Below are 16,939 nucleotides of genomic sequence, written 5' to 3' on the forward strand. Positions count from 1 at the left end.
CTCCTATACCGCCCAGCACGCGCAGCCCAGCGCGCCCCAAAACGACTTGAGATCCGAAGCCGGCACCTGGCTCGCCCATGCGTGGGCATGGTCGTGGCCATGCACGCCACAGGCATGGTCGCACCCGCAGGCCACGCGTGGCGCCGCCTGCTGCTCGCGACGCGCCTGTGCCCATGCGCTGTAACCGCCATAGACGCGCACCGGCGACCACTCGGGCATCGCTGGCGGCACGCTCACGTCTTCGAGCGATGCGAAGCCACCCGCGCCATACACCACGCGCCCGCCCACGATGGTGAGCAGCGACGTGGTATCGGCGATGCCGTCCTCGGGACAGGCGAAGAAATCGCGGTCGGGCACGATGAGGTCGGCGAGCTGGCCCAGCTTGATCTGGCCCTTCTTGCCTTCTTCGTTGGAGAACCAGGTGACGTGCTCGGTCCACATGCGCAGTGCGGTCTCGCGATCCAGGCAGTTGCGGCGCGGAGTGATGGCGAGCCCGCCGACGGTCCTGCCGGTGATCAGCCACGATAGCGACACCCACGGGTTGTACGACGCCACGCGCGTGGCGTCGGTCCCGGCCGAGGTCTTCACCCCTTTCTCGAGGATGCGCGCCACCGGCGGCGTGGCCTGCGCGGCGGCAGCGCCGTAGCGTTCCACGAAGTATTCGCCCTGGTAGGCCATGCGATGCTGCACGGCCACGCCGCCGCCCAGCGCGGCGATGCGATCGATCGAGCGCTCCGAAATGGTCTCGGCGTGGTCGAAGAACCAGTGCAAGCCTTCCAATGGAATGTCGCGGTTGACCTTCTCGAACACGTCCAGCGCGCGGCTGATGGTTTCGTCGTAGGTGGCATGCATGCGCCACGGCCAGCGGTTCTCGGCGAGGATGCGCACCACTTCCTCCAGGTCGCCTTCCATCTGCGGCGGCATGTCGGGACGCGGCTGGCGGAAATCCTCGAAGTCCGCCGCGGAGAACACCAGCATCTCGCCGGCGCCGTTGTGACGGAAGTAATCGTCGCCCTGCTTGTACTTGGACGTGCGCGTCCAGTTCAGGAAATCGTCCTTTTCCTGCTTGGGCTTCTGCGTGAACAGGTTGTACGCCAGACGGATGGTGAGCTGGTTCTCCGTCGCGAGCTTTTCGATCACGGCGTAGTCTTCCGGATAGTTCTGGAAGCCGCCACCGGCGTCGATCGCCCCGGTGACACCGAGCCGGTTCAACTCGCGCATGAAATGGCGCGTGGAGTTGAGCTGGTAATCGAATGGCAGCTTCGGCCCTTTCGCCAGCGTCGCGTAGAGAATGGCCGCGCTGGGCTTGGCCAGCAGCAGACCGGTGGGATTGCCTGCACCGTCGCGCGTGATCTCGCCGCCCGGCGGCTCGGGCGTTTCCTTGGTGTAGCCCACGGCACGCAGCGCGGCGCCGTTGAGGATGGCGCGGTCGTACAGGTGCAGCAGGAACACCGGCGTATCCGGCGCCACCGCGTTGAGTTCCTCGATGGTGGGCAGGCGCTTTTCCGCGAACTGGTGCTCGGTGAAACCGCCGACCACGCGCACCCATTGCGGCGCCGGCGTCATCGCCACCTGCGCCTTCAACATCGCCATGGCATCGGCGAGCGAACGCACGCCGTCCCAGCGCAGCTCCAGGTTGAAGTTGAGGCCGCCGCGGATGATGTGCAGGTGGTTGTCGATCAGGCCGGGCAACACGCGGCGACCTTGCAGGTCGATCACGCGCGTCGATCCGTCCGCCAGCGCCAGCACGTCGGCCGAGGTTCCCACGGCGCTGAAGCGGCCACCGCTGATGGCGACGGCCTGCGCTTCGGGCTGCGATCGATCCAGCGTAGTGAAGCGACCACCGTGCAGGATCAGCTCGGGGGCCATCGCCGGCGCATTCATGAGCGTTGCCCCGAATCCGTCTTGGCGACAGGCGTCGCGCGGGGCAACTCGCCGAATACATGAGGCTTTACGTGCGTGCGCACCCAGCTGGTCGTCACCGCCTCGCGCTGCCACAGGTGTTTCACCAACGGCGGCAACTGCTCGCCGATCAGGATGCCGAGCAGGCCGATCAGGGCGATCACCGGCGGCGCCGGCGAACGCACGTTCAGCAGGCTGTAGATGATGCCGACCAGCAGGCCGGCCCCGAGCGAAAACAGATAAGGCTTCATCGATGTATTCCCGCAACGCGGGGCCGGCAGGCGCACCGCCGGCCCATGCTTCAACCTTCGTGTGCGCCGAACATGCTCTTGGCGTAGATGATGCCAAGGCCATACGAGCCGGCGAATCGCTTGGCGACGCCCGTGGTGCTGTCGTAGCTGTCGATGCGCGCCCAATCGCGCTGCATCTCCAACAGGTACTGCACCGAGGTCATCGGACGCACGCCCGCCTGGATCATGCGCTCCATCGCGCGGTCATGGGCCTCGGCGGAGACATCGCCGCAGGCATCGGCAATCACATACACCTCGAAGCCCTGGTCAAGCGCGGACAACGCGGGGCCGACGATGCACACCGACGTCCACAGGCCGGCGAGCACGATGCGATCCTTGCCGATGTCGTTCACGCGCTTGATCACCGCCGCGTCTTCCCAGGTATTCATGGAGGTGCGATCGAGCAGCGCCTGCCCCGGGAAGGGATCGGTGACCTCGCTGAACATCGGGCCGGAGAAGCTCTTCTCCGCCACGGTGGTGAGGATGGTCGGCACCTTGAAGCTGGCCGCCGCATGGGCGACCAGCGCGGCGTTGTTGCGCAGCGTGATGGCATCGATCGAATGCGTCGCGAAAGACATCTGCGACTGGAAGTCGATCAGGATCAATGCGTGATCCGTTGGCGTAAGCAGCTGTTTGCCCGGCGTCGGGCTGGCTTGGATGGCCATGAGATATACCCCCTCTTGAGCGGCGCCGGCCCCGCGAGGCCGGCGCCACGGAACGAACGATCAGGAACGGATGAAATCGAGCAGGTCCTTGTTGACCTGTTCCTGGTGGGTCGCGGTCAGGCCGTGCGGTGCGCCCGGATACACCTTCAGCGTGGCGTGCTTGATGATCTTGGCGGAGAGGCGACCGGAGTCGTCGATCGGCACGATCTGGTCGTCGTCGCCATGGATCACCAGCGCGGGCACTTCGATCTTCTTCAGGTCCGGCGTGTAGTCGACCTCGGAGAACTGTTTGATGCAGTCGTACTGGCCCTTGAGGCTGCCCAGCATGCCCTGCAGCCAGAACGAGTCGCGCATGCCCTGCGTGGCCTTGGTATCAGGGCGGTTTGCGCCGAAGAACGGGCCCGACAGGTCCTTGAAGAACTGCGAGCGGTCGGCCAGCGTCTTGGCGCGGATGTCCTCGAACACCTCGATCGGCAGGCCGCCCGGATTGTTCGTCCCCTTCACCATGACCGGCGGCACGGCGCCGATCAGCACGATCTTGGCCACGCGCGAGTTGCCATGGCGACCGATGTAGTGCGCCACCTCACCGCCGCCGGTGGAGTGGCCCACGAGCACGATGTTCTTCAGGTCCAGCTTTTCGATGAGCGCGGCAAGGTCGTCCGCGTAGGTATCCATGTCGTTGCCGTTCCACGGCTGGCCCGAACGACCATGGCCACGACGGTCGTGCGCGATGGTGCGGTAGCCGTGCGAGCTGAGGAACAGCATCTGCGCGTCCCAGGCATCCGCGGTGAGCGGCCAGCCGTGGGAAAACACGACAGGCTGACCCTGTCCCCAGTCCTTGTAATAGATCTGCGTGCCGTCCTTCGTGGTGATCGTGCTCATAGTGGGATGTCCATGCGGAGGTTGAGAAGGCGCCATGGCGCCGAGGGAGGACGTAGGCATCGCCAGTCCGCCGACCGGCAAGGCCAACGCGGCGGAAACCGTTGCCAGTTGGCCGAGGAACTGGCGACGTGCCAGGTCGGTGTCCGGGCTGCGATCGTCGATCGACATCGGGATGCTCCGCAGAGCCCTGCCATGCGCGGCCTCTGCGCAGCGTCCCGGTGAGGACCGCGACGATGCGGGGCTGCAGGTCAGGACGAGGTGAACAACACGCCGGCGTGCTGGCGTGAACGTGGGAATCATTCTGTCGCCATGACGGCAAGACCACATGCCCCAACGCGGGGAATCTTGGCTACCCGATCAGGTAAACACGCGAGGCATCGTGCGCACGCCGCGCCGGTGTTGCATCGCCGTTACAGCAGCTCAGCTGTCGAAGAAACCGCGATTGCGCGCCAGCGTCACCGCATGCGTGCGGTCCAGCGCGCCGAGCTTGGTCATGATGTTCTTCAGGCGCGCCTTCACCGTGTCCTCGGATACGCAGAGGATGTCGGCGATCCGCTTGTTGGTGTTGCCGGTGGCGACCAGGCGCAGCACGCTCAGCTCCCTGTCGCTGAGCATTTCCGACCAGGCATGCGAGGCGATGTCGCCCGCCACCTCCGATGCCACCACGCGCCGGCCGTTCATGACCGAGCGGATCGCGGCGAGGATCTCCTCGCGCGTGGCGGTTTTCAGCATGTAGGCATTGGCGCCCTGCGTCAGCGCACGCTTCACCCGCGCGTCGCCCGGATACGAGGTGAGCACGATGATGCGCGCCTGCGGAAACTCCGCGCTGATCGCGTGGATGGCCTGCAGGCCGTCCACGCCCGGCATCTGCAGGTCGATCAGGGCGACGTCAGGCAGCAGTTCGCGGAAGCGGACGATGGCCTCCGCGCCGTCCGCGGCCTGGCCTATCACTTCCATGTCGGGACTGCTTTCCAGGGCTACGGCGATGCCATCGCGCATGATGGGATGGTCATCGGCGATCAGCACCCGGATGCGGTCTTCGCCGCCTGTCACCATCGCTCCTCCTGGCTCGGCCATCCTTTGTCCGCGCCGCGCGGACCCTTCGACAGCGCTGCCACTATCTTGGTACGCACCGCAAGGATCAATGCCCATTCGGGTGAATCTGCCCTCGCCGCATGCACACGCGGTCGTTATGATTCCTGTCCATTCGGGTGACGTGGCAGAGAAGCATGACGATGGTTGGCCGGCGACACGCGCTGCTTCGATCCGGAGGCGCGCCCGCGCGGCATGGCGTGCGCACATGGGGCGCGCTGCTGTTCCTGCTGTGCTGCCTGGCCACCACGGCGAGCGCCCTGGCTTCCGGCAACGCCATCGAGTTCCGCCGCAAGCAATGGACCATCGACTCGGGCGCACCGGCCGACATCTGGGCGCTGGCGCAGGGCCGCAGCGGCTACTTGTGGCTGGGCACCGGCAATGGCCTGTACCGCTTCGACGGCGTGCGTTTCGAGCGCTTCGAGCCGTTGCCGGGCGAGGCGTTTCGCTCCAACGACATCACCGCGCTGAAGATGACGCCGGACGATGCGCTGTGGATCGGCTTCTATTACGGCGGCGCAAGCATCGAACGCGATGGCCACCTGATCCATTACGCGCCCGGCGCTTCGTTTCCTTCAGGCATGGTGTACGCCTTCGAACGGACCCGCGACGGCGCGGTGTGGGCGGCGACGGATGGCGGACTGGCCCGTTTCGACGGCCGCGAATGGCGCATCGTGGGCCAGGACTGGCACTACCCGGCCAAGCGGGCAGACTGGGTGATCGCCGCGCGCGACGGCACCTTGTGGGTGACCACCGGCGAACGTCTCGTGTTCCTGCGGCCCGGAGCGACGCGCTTCGAGGAAACCGACCAGTCGGTGTATCACGGCAGCGTGCTCGCGCAGGCGCCCGACGGTACCTTGTGGTTGTCGGACCACGACCACGGCACCCGCGCCCTGCCCGGCCTGGATGCCGACCATCCGCGCATCGGCGTGCGCGCACCCGAAGCCGACGATTACGGCTGGAGCCACCGCCTGCTGTTCGACCAGTACGGCAGCCTCTGGGGCACCGGCGTGGACAACGGCGGCATCTACCGCGTCGCCGGCTACACGCGTCTTGCGAACGGCGAGTCGCTGCGTCCCGCCGACATCGCCGAGCGGTTCGACCGCCGTAGCGGCCTGGTCACCAATCGCACGGTTCCCTTGCTGCAGGACGCGGAAGGCACCGTGTGGGCCGGCACCAACATGGGCCTGGTGAGCTTCCATCGCAACAATGTCAAGGTACCGACGGACGTGCCGCTGGGCAATGCATCCAACTACGCGATGGCCGTGGATGGCCATGGCACGCCGTGGATCGTCAACAACGGCACGCTGTGGCGCATCGACACCCAAGGCGCGACCAGGGTGCGTGGCGACCTGCACGACATCAACAGCGCACTGTTCGATCACGAAGATCATCTGTGGATGATCGGCCGCCACGATCTGTACCGCCTGAACGGCGGAACGCTCGACAGTATTCCGCTGCCCGCTGATGTCGGGACCGTGAGCGCCTTTGCCATCGACCACGATGGCACGCCCTGGGTGTCGCTCGTCGGACGTGGCCTCTATCGCGTCGAAAGCGGCCGCTTCGTATCCATATCGCCCAGCCCCGCGCTTGCCTCGCTGACGCCCACGGCGCTGGCCGTCGACGACGCCGGCCACCTGTGGCTCGGCTATCCGGACAACGTGCTGGCGGACTTCGACGGCAAACAGGCTCGCGTGTACCGGTCCGAAGACGGCCTGCACGTCGGCCACATCACGGTGATCAAGCCGCTGGACGGCGAAATGCTGATCGGTGGCGAACTGGGACTGGCCCGCCTGCGCGATGGCCGTGCGCAATCCATCGTCATCGCCGACAACGATGTCTTCAGTGGCATCAGCGGCATCGCCAAGGATCCGGGCGGCGACCTCTGGCTCAACGCCGGCAAGGGCGTGGTGCGCCTGACCGCCAAGGAGGCGGAGATGGCGTTCAGCCATCCAGGTTATCGCCCTGCCTATCGCCTGTTCGATTACGACGACGGCCTGCCCGGCATCGCGCTGCAGGCGGCCATCGCACCCACCGCCTTCAGCGATGCAAACCACAACCTGTGGTTCCTCACCAACCAGGGGCCGGCGTGGATCCAGCCGGGCGAGATCCATAGCAACACACTGCCTCCGCCGGTGGATGTCCTCGGCCTCACGGCCGACGGCACGCGCCATGCACCGACGCCGGGGCTGCGGCTGCCCAAGGGCACCGATAACGTGCAGATCCAGTACACCGCGGCCAGCCTGGCCATCCCCGGCCGGGTGCGCTTCCGCTACAAGCTGGATGGCGTGGACGCGGCATGGCAGGACGCGGGAAGCCGGCGCGAGGCGTTCTACGCGAATCTCGCCCCGGGCAGCTACCGCTTCCATGTCATCGCGGCTAACGACGACGGCGTATGGAACAGCGAGGGCGCGGAGTTCGCCTTCACCATCGCGCCGTGGTTCTACCAGACGGGATGGTTCGCCGCGGCGTGCGCTCTCGTGGCGCTCGCGGCGGTGATCGCGTTTTTCGCCTGGCGCACGCGACTTGCCGCCGAACGCATCCATCTTCAGCTGAGTGAGCGCATGGACGAGCGCGAGCGCATCGCGCGCGACATCCATGACACCCTGCTGCAGGGCATCCAGGGCCTGCTGCTGCGGCTGCAGGCGCTGGTCTCGGGCATGCATGCGGACGACCGCCACGCAGTGGCCTTGAAAGACGCGATCGCGCAGGCGCGAGAGATGGTGATCGAAGGACGCGGCAAGATCGTCTCGCTGCGTGGCGACAGCGAGGAATACACCGAGCTGGTGCAATCGCTGCTGGCGGTGGGTGAAAACCTCGCCTCGCTCTACCACACGGGCTTCCACATCCGGTCCGAAGGCAAGGCGCGCCCCATCCTCGCCAGCGCGTTCGATGAAATCCTCGACATCGTGCGCGAGGGCATCCGCAATGCGTTCCTGCACGCGCAGGCGACGCGCATCGACGTGCTGGTCGTGTACGAGCAACGCCAGCTGCGCATCGTCGTCACCGACGACGGCAGCGGCATCGATGAACAAGCCCTGCGTGACGCGGCCCAGCGCGGGCACTGGGGCGTCACGGGCATGTACGAACGCGCGGGCAAACTGGGCGCGAAGCTCGTGCTCGGCCCTCGCGCCCCGCATGGCACCGAGCTCACGCTGCGCGTGCCATGCCGCGTGGCGTTCCGGGACGAACCGCCCCGGTTCACGCCACCCGGCCGCCGCGCCGTCTCCTGACCAGCGTTACTTCGCTTCCTTCTCCATCAGCTTGTCGACCAGGCTGGCGGGCACTTCCTCGTAGTGGTCGAACTCCATGGTGAACGTGCCACGGCCGCGCGTGGCCGAGCGCAGGAAGTTGATGTAACCGAACATCTCGGCCAGCGGCACGAAGCCCTGCACGAAGGCCTGCGTGCCGCGCTGTCCCTGGTCGCTCACGGTGCCGCGCCGGCGGTTGATGTCGCCGATCACGTCGCCGAGATAATCCGGTTCGGTGACCACCTCCAGCCGCATCACCGGTTCCAGCAGCTTGGGCTTGCTGAGCCTCTGCGCCTCGCGGAAACATTGCTTGGTGGCGATCTCGAAGGCCAGCGCGGACGAATCCACGTCGTGGAACTTGCCGTCGATCAGGCGCGCCTTGAAATCCACCACCTCGTAGCCGGCCACCTGGCCTTCGCGCGCCTCCACCGTCACCGCGTGCTCCACCGCGGGGATGTATTCGCGCGGAATGCGTCCGCCGACGACCTCGTCGGAGAACACGATGCCGCCGCCGGTATCCAGCGGTTCGAACACCATGGTGACTTCGGCGAACTGGCCGGAGCCGCCCGACTGCTTCTTGTGCGTGTAGGTGTGCTGCACCGCCTTGCCGAACGCCTCGCGGAAGCTCACCTTGGGCTTGCCCATGTTCGCGTCCACGCCCAGTTCGGTGCGCATGCGGTCGATGGTGACTTCCAGGTGCAGTTCGCCCATGCCCTTGAGCACGGTTTCGCCGGTTTCCTTGTCCACTTCCAGCCGCAGCGACGGATCGGCCTTCACCATCTTGTAGAGCGCGGCGGAAAGCTTGTCGACGTCGTTGCGCTGCTTGGGTTCCACCGACACGCTGATCACCGGGTCGGGAAAACGCATGCGTTCGAGCAGGGCCGGATGCGCCGGATCGCACAGCGAATCACCGGTTTCGGTCTCCTTCAACGAAACGAAGGCGCAGATGTCACCGGCGCGCGCCTCGTCGATCTCGCGCGTCGCGCTGGCCTGCACCTCGACGATGCGGCCGATGCGTTCCTTCCTGCCACGCGTGACGTTGAGCAGGCTGTCGCCCTTCTTGATCACACCCGAATAGATGCGACAGAAGGTAAGCGTGCCGAACGGATCGTTGATCACCTTGAAGGCCAGCACGCGGGCCGGCGCATCGTCGACGACGCCCTGCTCGCCCACCACATGGCCGTTTTCGTCCACCAGCGCGATGCCGCCGTTCTCACCCGGGTAAGGCAAATAATCGACCACGGCGTCCAGCAGCTGCTGCACGCCCTTGTTGCGATAGGACGAACCGCAGAACACCGGCACGAGCTTGCCCGACACGCAGCCCTTGCGGATGCATGCCTTCAGCGTCTCCATGTCGAATTCACCGGTTTCGATCAGCTTTTCGAACGCGGCGTCGTCCATCGACAACGCGCGCTCCAGCGTTTCCTCGCGCAGCTTCGGCAGATCGGCGATCCACGCCTGGTCGGCGGCCGCGGAGAACTTGACCCGGCCGGGAATCTCGGCGAGCGGCACGGTTTCCCACGGGCTGTCCTTGTCGTCGCCCTGCCACAGGTAACCCACGCCGGCCACGAGATCGACCATGCCGATGAATTCGTCGTGCGAGCCCAGCGGTACCTGGCACAGCAGCACGTTGGCGCCCAGGCGTTCGCGGATGCCCTGCACGCAATGGCCGAAGTTGGCGCCGATGCGGTCCATCTTGTTGACGTAGCACAGGCGCGGCACGTTGTACTGGTCGGCCAGGCGCCAGTTGGTCTCGGTCTGCGGCTCCACGCCCGCCACGCCGTCGAACACCACCACGGCGCCGTCGAGCACGCGCAGGCTGCGGTTCACCTCGATGGTGAAATCCACGTGACCGGGCGTATCGATCAGGTTGATCTGATAGCCCTTCCACTCCGTGGACACCGCCGCTGACTGGATGGTGATGCCGCGCTTGCGCTCCTGTTCCAGGTAGTCGGTGGTGGTCGAGCCCTTGCCTTCCTTGGTGTCGTGGACGTCGATGATCTGGTGCTTTTTGCCCGTGTAATAGAGGATGCGCTCGGTCGTGGTGGTCTTGCCGGCATCGATGTGGGCGATGATGCCGATGTTGCGATAGAGCCGAAGCGCTTTGTGCCGAGCCATAAGATCCTGTCCGAAAAAATCAAACCACCGTGCGGACCACGACCTGATCGGCCGTCGTCGCCCGGAACCTTCGCCACACATAAGGTCGTTCAGCCGCGCATCAATGCCGCGTGAAGGCCAAGCCGGGCCCTGCCGGGCGACCGATAGCACTTGACGCGGCCGCCGGACGCGTCGCCTGATGCGCGGAACCGCCCCCAACCCCTGCTCCACCCGGCGACCGTCAAGCCCCAGACGGGTCGTCACGTCATGACGATTCGTCATGAGCTTTGAACCATTCGTCATTGGACATGTTTGGACGTCTATACCGCTATTGACGATGTTGTCACATGGCGGGTAGCCTGCAATTGTTGCGACGCATCAATCACGTGGGAAACCCAAAAACATGCATAAATACCGCCCCCTCCCCGCAAGCACCCCGACCCTCGCCGCCCTCGCCCTGCTGACCTCGATGACCAGCCTGCACGCGCAGGACGCGAATCCGCCCACGCCCGACAACGCCAAGAAACTCGGCACCGTGATCGTCACCGGCACGCGCGCCGACAACCGCACCGAAAGCAGCTCGCTCACCCCGATCGACGTCGTTTCCGCCGAAACGCTCAAGCAGACCGGCACCACCGAACTGACCACGGCGCTGGCCCGCATCATCCCTTCGCTGACCTTCCCGCGCCCGTCGGCGGCCGACACCGCCGATTCGCAGCGCCCGGCCCAGCTGCGCGGCCTCTCGCCGGACCAGGTGCTGGTGCTGGTGGACGGCAAGCGCTGGCACCCGGGCGCCATCCTGCTCACCAATGGCGTGCTGGGACGCGGCTCGCAGGCGGTGGACCTCAACACCATCCCGATGGGCGCCATCGACCATATCGAAGTGCTGCGTGACGGCGCCTCCGCCCAATACGGCTCCGACGCCATCGCCGGCGTGATCAACATCGTGCTGAAGAAAGGCGCGCAAGGTGGCGACGTGGAAGTCACCGGCGGCCAGTATTCGGCGGGCGATGGCCGCCAGTGGCAGGGCTCGGCCAACTTCGGCATACCGCTCAACAACGACAAGGGCTGGGTCCGCTTCACCCTGCAGGACGGCAACCAGGATTACACCAACCGCGCCGAACCCAACCGCACGCGTGCGTGGGAAGGCACTACGCAGCGCTACGGCGACCCGGCGGTGAAGGACCACAACCTGTTCCTCAATGCGCAGTATGACCTCACGCCCGGCGTGCAGCTGTATGCGTTCGGCCACTACAGCAATCGCGACACGACCTCACCCGCGTTCTTCCGCAACCTGGCCAACAGCAATTCGGTGCCCTCGCTCTACCCGAATGGGTACCTGCCGCTGGAGCATGCCGATTCGACCGACCAGTCGCTGGTGTTCGGCATTCGCGGCAAGACGGCCGGCGGCTGGCGCTGGGACGTGAGCGGCAACTACGGCGGCAACCGCGTCTCCTACGCCACGGAGAACAGCGTCAATCGCGCCTTCCTGCACGACTTCGGCTACAGCCCCACCGAGTTCCACGACGGCATCCTGCGCGCGACGCAGCAGTCGTTCGACGTGGACATCGCCAAGGAACTGTCCACCAGCTGGCTGCCCAATCCGGTGACCCTGGCGTTCGGCGCCGAATACCTGCGCCAGACCTACAAGATCGAGGCGGGCGACCCGGCCTCCTGGTACACCGGCACGTCCGGCGTTTCCGGCGGAGCGCAAGGCTTCGGCGGTTACCAGCCCACGGATGCGGGCTCATACAGCCGCCACGACGTGGCCGAATACGTGAGCGTGGAAACCAACCTCACCGACCGCTTCGGCACCTCGCTCGCCCTGCGCCACGAGGACTACACCGACTTCGGCAACACCACCTCCGGTGCTTTGGCAGGACGCTTCGACTTCACCGACCGCTTCGCCATCCGCGGCAGCGCCACCACCGGTTTCCGCGCGCCGTCGCTGGCCCAGCAGCATTATTCGTATACCTCGTCGCTGTATTACGGTGCGGGCAATTCGCTGCAGCTGCCACCGGGCATCTACAACACCGGCCTGGTGCCGGTGAACAGCCAGGTCGGCCAGTTGCTGGGCGCCGAATCGCTGGAACCGGAGAAGTCGCGCAACTTCACGCTGGGCCTGGTGTGGAATCCGCTCGATGCGCTGAACCTGAGCCTGGACATCTACCAGATCAAGGTCAACAACCGCATCACGCTGAGCAGCAACCTCGCCACCACCTCGCCGACCGTGCGGGCCTATCTTGCCGCCAACGGCGTCACCAACACCAACTACAGCGGCATCGCCTACTTCACCAATGCGGTGGATACACGCACGCGCGGCGCGGACCTGGTGGCCAGCTATCTCAGCGACTTCGGCAACAACGGCACGCTGCAGAGCACGCTCAGCTACAACTACAACAAGAACAAGGTCACCGACATCAAGGCCAACCCCGCGATCCTCGACCAGTTGGGCGTGAACCTCAAGCGCATCGACCGCCGCGACCAGTACGGCCTGCTGGCCGATACCACGCCTCGCAGCAAGCTGATCCTCAACGAGGTGTACGGCGTGGGCCACTGGGGCTTCAACGGCACGCTCACCCGTTACGGCAGCTTCGTGTCGTACAACTCGACCACGGCCTCGCTGGACCAGACTTTCGGCGCCAAGTGGATCCTCGACCTCGCGGTGAACTACAACCTGGATCGCTGGACCTTCACCCTGGGCGGCGACAACGTGCTCAACACCTACCCCGACAAGGTGATCCACGCCAACGACAACAACGGCACCTTGCCCTACTCGGTGTTCTCGCCGTTCGGCTTCAACGGTGCCTACGTCTACGGCAAGGTCGCCTATCGCTGGTGACCGGGACGGCGCGCATCCGCCGGGTGCGCGCCGCCTTGCATGGCATCGTCGACCTTCACCGGGTTGAAACGGTGGCTATGCCATAGCTAACCGACACCTTTCGTTCCGGAGACACCCATGCCCGCCGAACACGCTCACCTGAGCCCGGAGTTCATCGCCAAGCAGCGCCAGCGGCTGGAGGCCTTGCGGCAGCAGGTGCTGGGCGGCGAACTCTCCTCCAATGCGAACCGCCGTTCCTTCGAGGAAGAGCATGGCGACGAGGCGATGGAGTTCGAAGACGAGGCCCAGGATTCCGCCATTGAAGAAGTGCGCCAGGCCCAGCGCGACACGGACGCCGGACGCATCGGCCATATCGAGCGTGCACTGCGGAAGATCGACGACGGCACCTACGGCTATTCCGACCTCAGCGGCAAGCCGATTCCCCAGGCCCGGCTGGAAGCGACGCCCGAGGCCATCTTCACGATCGAGGAAGAACGGGCCGGCGAACACCGACAGCCTTGATTCCGCGCTGTCCGCCACGATCTAGGGGCGAGCCGCCGGCGCCCTGTCGCCGCGCGCAACCCACCAGGTTCGCCGAGGAGCATGTGTCGTGAGTGCATCAGCCCCGTTCGACCTCTCACCGCCGTCGCCGCTGCAGTTCGACCAGCTCGCCGCCACGCTTACCAGCGACGAGCGCGACGTGCTGCTCGATCACGGCACGGAATCGCCGTTCTGTGGCGTGCTGCTGACGGAGAAGCGGGCGGGCGTGTACTGCTGCCGCCTGTGCGGGCTGCCGTTGTTCCTGGCCGGCAACAAGTTCGACAGCCGCACCGGCTGGCCGAGCTTCACCACGCCCTTCGACGAACGCCACCTGTCCTATGTGCGCGATACCAGCTACGGCATGGTGCGCACGGAGATCCGCTGCGCGCGTTGTGGCAGCCACCAGGGCCATGTGTTCGACGACGGCCCGCCGCCAACCCACCAGCGCTACTGCATCAACTCGGTATCCCTGGAGTTCGTGGCCGAGACGGATGCGCTGCCCGACAAGCTGGGGCGCGGCGCACCCGAAGGCGCGCCCTGGCATCTCGCCACGGCCTGAATCGACCACCCACTCTCCAGCAGGTAGCCCTCCATGACTCTCCATTCGCGCTACCGTCACCAGGTGTGGCTCGCGGCAGGCGTGCGCACGCCTTTTTCCAAGGTGGATGGCGCACTGGCCAACTACGACGCCATCGCGCTCTCCGTGCCGGTCGTTCGCCACATGCTGGACAGCCTGCCGGGCGGCAAAACGCCCGATGTCGCCGTGTGGGGCACCGTGGTGCCCAACCTCACCTGGAGCAATCTCGCACGCGAAGTGCTGATGGATGCGGGTGCGCCCGCCACCATCCCTGCCTTCTCCACCGTGATGGCCTGCTCCACCAGCATGATCGGCATGATCGAAGCCGCCGGCATGCTCGATGACGACAGCATGCAGCTGGCTTTGGTGGGCGGCGTGGACAGCCTGAGCCGCATACAGCTCGGCCTCAACCAGCGGCTGTCGGACTGGATCCGCCGCTTCCAGAAGGCCCGCTCGGTCGGCGAGAAGGTGTCACACGCGCTGTCGCTGAAGTTCGGCGACATCAGCTTGTACATCCCCGGCATCGTCAACCGCACCAGCGGCCTGAGCATGGGCGAGCACACCGAGATCACCGCGAAGGAATGGCAACTCAAGCGCGACGACCAGGACCAGATCGCCTACGACAGCCATCGCCATGCCGTGGATGCGTGGAACCAGGGCTTCTTCGATGACCTGGTGATCCCCATCGGCGAGTTTCGCCGCGACAGCATTCCACGCGCGGATACCTCGCTGGAAAAACTCGCGAAGCTTCCACCGGCGTTCGATCGCACCAGCGGCCAGGGCACGCTCACGGCGGGCAATTCCTCGCCGCTCACCGACGGCGCCGCCAGCCTGTGGGTGGCGACCGAGCGTGGGCTCGATCGCCTGCCCAGCCATGTGCCACGCGTGAAACTGATCGACTGGGAGATCGCCGCCGTCGACTTCCGCACCGAGGGACTGCTGATGGCGCCGGCCTACGCGATTCCGCGGTTGCTGGCGCGCCACGGGCTGGCCTACCAGGACATCGGCCTGTGGGAAATCCACGAGGCGTTCGCGGCGCAGGTGCTTTCGCATATCGCGGCGCTGCAGAGCAGCGAGTTCCTCAAGCACAAGGCCGGTGTCGATCGCGAGTTCGGCGCGTTCCCTCGCGACCTGATGAATCCCAACGGCGGCAGCCTCGCCCTTGGTCATCCGTTCGGCGCCACCGGCGCACGCATCCTCAGCCAGGCGGTGAAGGAACTCGCCGCGATGCCGCCCGGCACGCGCGCCATCGTCAGTATCTGCGCCGATGGCGGACAAGGCACAGTAGCCCTGCTCGAAGCGGGCTGACCCACCGCGGCGAAAGCGTTTGCTAGGATGCCCCCACTTCATCGGTGGGGGAGCACCATGGCACTGCAGCGATCGCTACGCGCGACGGTATTGGCGGGTTTGTTGACCTCGATGTCGGCCTTTGCGGCCGACAAGCCTGCGGCCGGCAGCGAGTTCGTGGCCTACGCGCAACCGGTGATTGCCTTCACCCACGCCACCGTCGTCGACGGCACCGGCGGCAAGGCGAAGAAGGACCAGACGCTGCTGATCGACAAGGGCCGCATCGTCGCGCTGGACAAGGGCGGCCGCGTGAAGATTCCCGACGGCGACACCATCATCGACGCGAAGGGCAAGACGCTGCTGCCGGGCTTCGTGATGGTGCACGAACACATGTTCTATCCGGCCGGCGGCGTGGAATACAACGAGATGAGCTACAGCTTCCCGCGGCTGTATCTCGCGGGCGGCACCACCACGATGCGCACGGCGGGCTCGATGATGCCGTACGCCGACCTCAACGTGCGCGACGCCATTGCACGCGGCGACGCCATCGGACCTGACATGGACGTGACCGGCCCTTACCTCAACGGCCCGGGCCTGCCGATTCCCGCGGTGCACTCGCTGAGCGGCGTGGACGACGCGGAGCGCACCGTCAATTACTGGGCGGATGAAGGCGTCACTTCGTACAAGGCCTACATGCAGATCACCCGCGCGGAGCTGCAGCGCGTCATCGACGTCGCCCACAAGCGCAACGCGAAGGTTACTGCGCACCTGTGCTCGGTGACCTATCGCGAAGCAGTCGACATGGGCATCGACAACCTGGAGCATGGCTTCTTCGTCGCGACCGACTTCGTCAAGGACAAGCAGCCCGACGCATGCCCGCGCGGCACCGACGTGGCGCAATCGTTCGCCACGCTCGATCCCACGTCGCCGGAGGTGAAGGCGCTGATCAAGCTGATGATCGACCACCACGTGGCGCTCACCTCCACGCTGACGGTATTCGAGACGTTCGTCACCGGCCGTCCGAAGGCGCCGCAAGGTGCGCTGGACCTGATGCTGCCCGAAGTGCGCACGCAGTACGAAGACAGCTGGAACAAGGTGCAGACGACCAAGGGACGATTCACTCCGGAGATCTACGCCAATCTCTCCCGTCTGGAGAAGCAGTACGCCGATGCGGGCGGCCTGCTGCTCGCCGGCACCGACCCGACCGGCTACGGCGGCGTGGTGCCAGGCTTCTCTTCCAAGCGCGAAGTCGAGCTGCTGGTGGAAGCCGGTTTCAGCTTCGAACAGGCGGTGAAGATCGCCACTTACAACGGCGCCAAGTACCTGGGCCGCGACAAGGAGGTCGGCACGCTCGCGGTCGGCAAGCGTGCCGATATCGCGGTGGTCGAGGGCGATCCACTGAAGAACGCCGGTGCGCTGGAACACATGCCGCTGGTCTTCAAGAACGGCGTCGGTTACGACACGCAGAAGATCTTCAGCGCGATGCACGGCACCGTGGGCCTGCATTGAAGGCCGTCCGCCTGCGCCTGAGCAGG

The 16,939-nt window shown here is 65.8% G+C and carries 12 protein-coding genes; 6 read left to right on the forward strand and 6 right to left on the reverse strand.

What is annotated here, in order from left to right:
- Positions 1-3: 3 nt before the first annotated feature.
- The 5 genes from CA260_RS11445 to CA260_RS11465 all read right to left on the reverse strand — a co-directional run bounded on the left by CA260_RS11445 (position 4) and on the right by CA260_RS11465 (position 4,795).
- A complete protein-coding gene (locus tag CA260_RS11445; RefSeq protein WP_202864089.1) occupies positions 4-1,869 on the reverse strand; it encodes an amidohydrolase in 1,866 nt (621 codons plus the stop codon).
- An 11-nt stretch (positions 1,870-1,880) separates the two neighbouring features.
- Complete coding sequence (locus CA260_RS11450) at positions 1,881-2,153, reverse strand: XapX domain-containing protein (protein WP_111983230.1); 273 nt, start codon at positions 2,151-2,153, stop codon at positions 1,881-1,883.
- Positions 2,154-2,203: 50 nt separating this feature from the next.
- The gene (locus CA260_RS11455) at positions 2,204-2,857 is read right to left on the reverse strand and encodes a hydrolase (protein WP_111983231.1); all 654 of its coding nucleotides are present in this window, start codon (positions 2,855-2,857) and stop codon (positions 2,204-2,206) included.
- Positions 2,858-2,917: 60 nt separating this feature from the next.
- Complete coding sequence (locus tag CA260_RS11460) at positions 2,918-3,739, reverse strand: alpha/beta fold hydrolase (protein ID WP_111983292.1); 822 nt, start codon at positions 3,737-3,739, stop codon at positions 2,918-2,920.
- A 420-nt stretch (positions 3,740-4,159) separates the two neighbouring features.
- Positions 4,160-4,795, reverse strand: coding sequence for a response regulator transcription factor (locus CA260_RS11465; RefSeq protein ID WP_172461821.1), 636 nt, complete (start codon positions 4,793-4,795; stop codon positions 4,160-4,162).
- A gap of 173 nt (positions 4,796-4,968) precedes the next feature.
- On the opposite strand from CA260_RS11465, the gene CA260_RS11470 reads away from it, so the two are divergent.
- The gene (locus tag CA260_RS11470; protein ID WP_111983232.1) at positions 4,969-8,064 is read left to right on the forward strand and encodes a sensor histidine kinase; all 3,096 of its coding nucleotides are present in this window, start codon (positions 4,969-4,971) and stop codon (positions 8,062-8,064) included.
- A 6-nt stretch (positions 8,065-8,070) separates the two neighbouring features.
- Here the strand turns inward: CA260_RS11470 and fusA are convergent, their stop codons facing one another.
- Complete coding sequence (fusA, locus tag CA260_RS11475) at positions 8,071-10,200, reverse strand: elongation factor G (protein ID WP_111983233.1); 2,130 nt, start codon at positions 10,198-10,200, stop codon at positions 8,071-8,073.
- 382 nt (positions 10,201-10,582) lie between these two features.
- Between fusA and CA260_RS11480 the strand changes: the two genes are divergently transcribed.
- The 5 genes from CA260_RS11480 (at position 10,583) to CA260_RS11500 (ending at position 16,913) form a co-directional block, all read left to right on the forward strand.
- Complete coding sequence (locus tag CA260_RS11480; protein WP_111983234.1) at positions 10,583-13,021, forward strand: TonB-dependent receptor plug domain-containing protein; 2,439 nt, start codon at positions 10,583-10,585, stop codon at positions 13,019-13,021.
- Positions 13,022-13,138: 117 nt separating this feature from the next.
- A complete protein-coding gene (locus tag CA260_RS11485; RefSeq protein WP_111983235.1) occupies positions 13,139-13,522 on the forward strand; it encodes a TraR/DksA family transcriptional regulator in 384 nt (127 codons plus the stop codon).
- Positions 13,523-13,610: 88 nt separating this feature from the next.
- The gene (gene msrB, locus CA260_RS11490; RefSeq protein ID WP_111983236.1) at positions 13,611-14,099 is read left to right on the forward strand and encodes a peptide-methionine (R)-S-oxide reductase MsrB; all 489 of its coding nucleotides are present in this window, start codon (positions 13,611-13,613) and stop codon (positions 14,097-14,099) included.
- 33 nt (positions 14,100-14,132) lie between these two features.
- A complete protein-coding gene (locus tag CA260_RS11495) occupies positions 14,133-15,425 on the forward strand; it encodes an acetyl-CoA C-acyltransferase (RefSeq protein ID WP_111983237.1) in 1,293 nt (430 codons plus the stop codon).
- 57 nt (positions 15,426-15,482) lie between these two features.
- Complete coding sequence (locus CA260_RS11500; protein ID WP_111983238.1) at positions 15,483-16,913, forward strand: amidohydrolase family protein; 1,431 nt, start codon at positions 15,483-15,485, stop codon at positions 16,911-16,913.
- Positions 16,914-16,939: the final 26 nt, after the last annotated feature.

The organism is Dyella jiangningensis (assembly GCF_003264855.1).
Lineage (GTDB): Bacteria > Pseudomonadota > Gammaproteobacteria > Xanthomonadales > Rhodanobacteraceae > Dyella > Dyella jiangningensis_C.